5 protein-coding genes are annotated in these 3007 nt (G+C 48.1%); all 5 read left to right on the top strand.

All coding sequences use genetic code 11. From position 1 onward, the window contains the following. A partial coding sequence (gene amrA, locus PHU49_13235; GenBank protein MDD5244971.1) for an AmmeMemoRadiSam system protein A occupies positions 1 to 345 on the top strand: 345 nt, incomplete at its 5' end. A gap of 70 nt (positions 346 to 415) precedes the next feature. Then, positions 416 to 613 carry a DUF1858 domain-containing protein gene (locus PHU49_13230; protein ID MDD5244970.1) on the top strand — a complete coding sequence of 66 codons (198 nt, stop codon included), beginning with the start codon at positions 416 to 418 and terminating at the stop codon, positions 611 to 613. A 22-nt stretch (positions 614 to 635) separates the two neighbouring features. Beyond that, entirely contained in the window at positions 636 to 1241 is a 606-nt protein-coding gene (locus PHU49_13225) for a nucleotidyltransferase family protein (GenBank protein MDD5244969.1), read from the top strand. Continuing rightward, on the top strand, positions 1228 to 2244 hold the full coding sequence (locus tag PHU49_13220) for a molybdopterin-binding protein (GenBank protein ID MDD5244968.1): 1017 nt from the start codon (positions 1228 to 1230) through the stop codon (positions 2242 to 2244). Before PHU49_13225 ends, PHU49_13220 begins: the two co-directional genes overlap by 14 nt. After that, positions 2241 to 3007, top strand: a 767-nt coding sequence (gene yqeB / locus PHU49_13215; protein MDD5244967.1) for a selenium-dependent molybdenum cofactor biosynthesis protein YqeB, incomplete at its 3' end; no start/stop codon positions are given. The genes PHU49_13220 and yqeB, both read left to right, overlap by 4 nt.

Here is a 3007-nt window from a genome sequence, read left to right as displayed (position 1 = left end):
CTGCCTCTCCATGAGACCATCAGGGAGATGGCCATTCAGGCGGCATTCCACGATCCCCGGTTTAATCCCGTCAACATAAATGAATGGAAGGATATCGATGTTGAAATATCTGTCCTTACACCAATGAGAAGGATAGATGACGTAAGCGAGATAAAGGTTGGCGTCCATGGTCTATACATCGAAAAAGGTACGTATTCAGGTCTTCTGCTCCCGCAGGTCGCTACGGAGTATGACCTGGACAGAACGGCCTTCCTCGAACATACCTGTTATAAGGCAGGACTTCCAAAGGACGAGTGGAAGTCAAAGGATACTCATATTTATATCTTTTCAGCGGATGTTTTCTAAGAAGTTGTGAAGCTGTCAACCGTCAGTTATCAGACCAATCCTGGCGGAAATTTATAAAGGAGTTTAATGGATGATCGACAAGAAGATGTCAATCGAGGAAATCGTAAGAAAATATCCGGAGACCATCCCGGTTTTCGAAAAGTATGGATTGGGCTGCGTCGGCTGTCAGGCCGCTCTCTTTGAAGATGTTCAACAGGGCGCCGAGATCCACGGCATCGATATCGATGTGCTTTTGAACAGCCTCAACCAGGTTCTCGGGAAAGATTGACAATAATTCTTCAGCCGATATTATGAAACCAATCTATGCAGTCATCCTTGCCGCAGGGGCATCGAGAAGGCTCGGATATAATAAGCTTCTCCTCAGGATAGATGGTGAAACGGTCATCAGAAGGGCGATAATGCCTTTTTTACGGCCCGCCATAGAAAGGGTCTTTGTTGTCACGGGGAACGCACCCGATGCGATCGCACAGGAGCTTGCCGGTTTTTCCGTGGAGATTATCCGTAACAGGGAGTCCGTGAAGGGGATGTCGACTTCCGTAAGGGCCTCCCTTCCTTTTCTTGCGGAGCCGTGGGGAGTCTTTTTCCAGCTCGGCGATAAACCCTTTGTTGCCGGTGGGATAATAGATGTAATGCTCGACGCATTTTTTACGAGAAAGGCCCCGATCGTGCTGCCGGTCTTTAAAGGTGAAAAGGGACACCCTGTACTCATCGATATTCAGCGATACGGCAATGAGATGGAACTCCTTGGGGGCGACAGGGGTTTGAGGGAAATTATAGAAAAACATTCTGAAGATGTGTTATACATAGAGGGTGATGAAGGGAATATCTTTGATATTGATTCAGAGGAAGAGATCAATCTTTTAAAAGAAAGGGGCTACAGAGTTGAAAAAGGTTAACGTCGAAGAAGCGCTCGGCACCGTTCTTGCCCATGATATCACCGAGATTATCCCCGGCAAGAAAAAGGATGTTGCATTCCGGAGAGGAAAGATCATTGAGAAAGAGGACATAGAAAGGCTTCTGGACCTTGGGAAAAGAAGCCTCTACGTTTTTGAAGGCGAAATAAAAGGAGTGCATGAGAACGAGGCGGGCATGAGGATAGCCCAGGCCATTATGGATGAACATATGGAGCCGTTGCCCCCAAAGGAAGGCAAGGTCAGCATCATAAGCAAGGTGAACGGACTTTTTTATGTCAATGACCGCTACCTCTATGAGATAAACAGGATCAAGGATATCCTCTTAAGCACAGTTCCAAACAGACATCCTGTCAAGCCGGGCGATATTGTCGCGGCAACAAGGATCATTCCGCTTTATATCAAAGAACGTGAACTGAAAAAGGTTGAACGGGCAGGGGAACAGGGTGTTATAAGGATAAGCCCTTTCAAACAGTTGAAGATAGGTCTTGTGATCACCGGAACAGAGGTCTACAGCGGGAGGATACCTGACGGCTCCCATGTTGTTGAGAAGAAATTAAAGGGCTATGGCTTGACAGTGGTGGATAAAAAGATTGTACCTGACGATATAGTAACGATCAGGGATGCTATTATGGCGCAGCTTGACATGGGAACTGATATCGTCATGACCACCGCCGGTCTTTCTGTCGATCCTGACGATGTGACGAGGGATGGCATAGAAGCAACCGGGGCAGAGGTCTTGTTTTACGGGACACCTGTTTTCCCCGGGGCGATGTTTCTCGTTGCGCGTCTGAAAGGGAAGTATATCCTGGGTGCCCCGGCATGTGTCTACTATAATAAATATACCGTTATGGACATTATACTCGCGAGGATTATGGCCGGCGAGAAGATGTACAAAAAGGATATGGTAAAACTTTCTTACGGAGGATTGTGTATGCAATGCGGGGTTTGTCATTATCCGACCTGTTTCTTCGGGAAGGGACCATGAAGAAAAGCAATCGGCAATCGGCAATCGGCAATCGGCAATTGAATCCCAACTCTCCGCTCTCCGCTCCCTGCTCCCTGCCTTCTCTTACGGTGCTTATAAAGGGTGCCGGTGAGATGGCGACCGGTATTGCTCACAGGCTCTTTATGGCAAATATAACAAAGATAGTAATGACAGAGATCGCAAGACCCATCACTGTCAGGAGGACAGTAGCATTTTCTGAAACAGTATACGAAGACAAGGTAAAAGTGGAGGGTGTCACGGCAGAGCTGGTTGATACGGTCAAAGACATCGAACCGGTCTGGAAGAAGAGACGGATCGCTGTTCTCATAGATCCGAAATGGAAGGCAGTAGCTGCCCTGAAACCCGATGTGATCGTTGATGCTATTATGGCAAAGAAAAACCTGGGGACAAAAAAGGATGAAGCATCCCTTGTTATCGGTGTGGGACCGGGTTTCACTGCGCCCGTTCACGTACACCTGGCTGTTGAAAGCAACAGGGGACAGGACCTTGGGAGGGTCTTTTACAAAGGGTCAACGGAGGCCCATACGGGGATTCCCGGGCCTGTCATGGGATATACAACTGAACGTGTGTTGCGGTCACCGCACGCCGGAACAATAAAGCATGTTAATAAGAAGATCGGTGATCGTGTAAAAAAAGGTGACATCGTGGCCTATGTGAATAAGACCCCCGTAGAGGCTCCTTTTGATGGGGTCCTCAGAGGACTTATCCGTGAGGTAAAGGTACCGGCCAACGAGAAGATAGG

Source organism: Syntrophorhabdaceae bacterium (assembly GCA_028713955.1).
Lineage (GTDB): Bacteria > Desulfobacterota > Syntrophorhabdia > Syntrophorhabdales > Syntrophorhabdaceae > UBA5609.
The sequence above is the reverse complement of the archived record's forward strand: the minus strand, read 5'-3'. Positions and strand labels throughout refer to the sequence as shown.

Bases quoted from the DNA above. Each gene is read 5' to 3' on its own strand.
- PHU49_13230 (MDD5244970.1), top strand. From the start codon at position 416: ATGATCGACAAGAAGATGTCAATCGAGGAAATCGTAAGAAAATATCCG.
- PHU49_13225 (MDD5244969.1), top strand. From the start codon at position 636: ATGAAACCAATCTATGCAGTCATCCTTGCCGCAGGGGCATCGAGAAGG.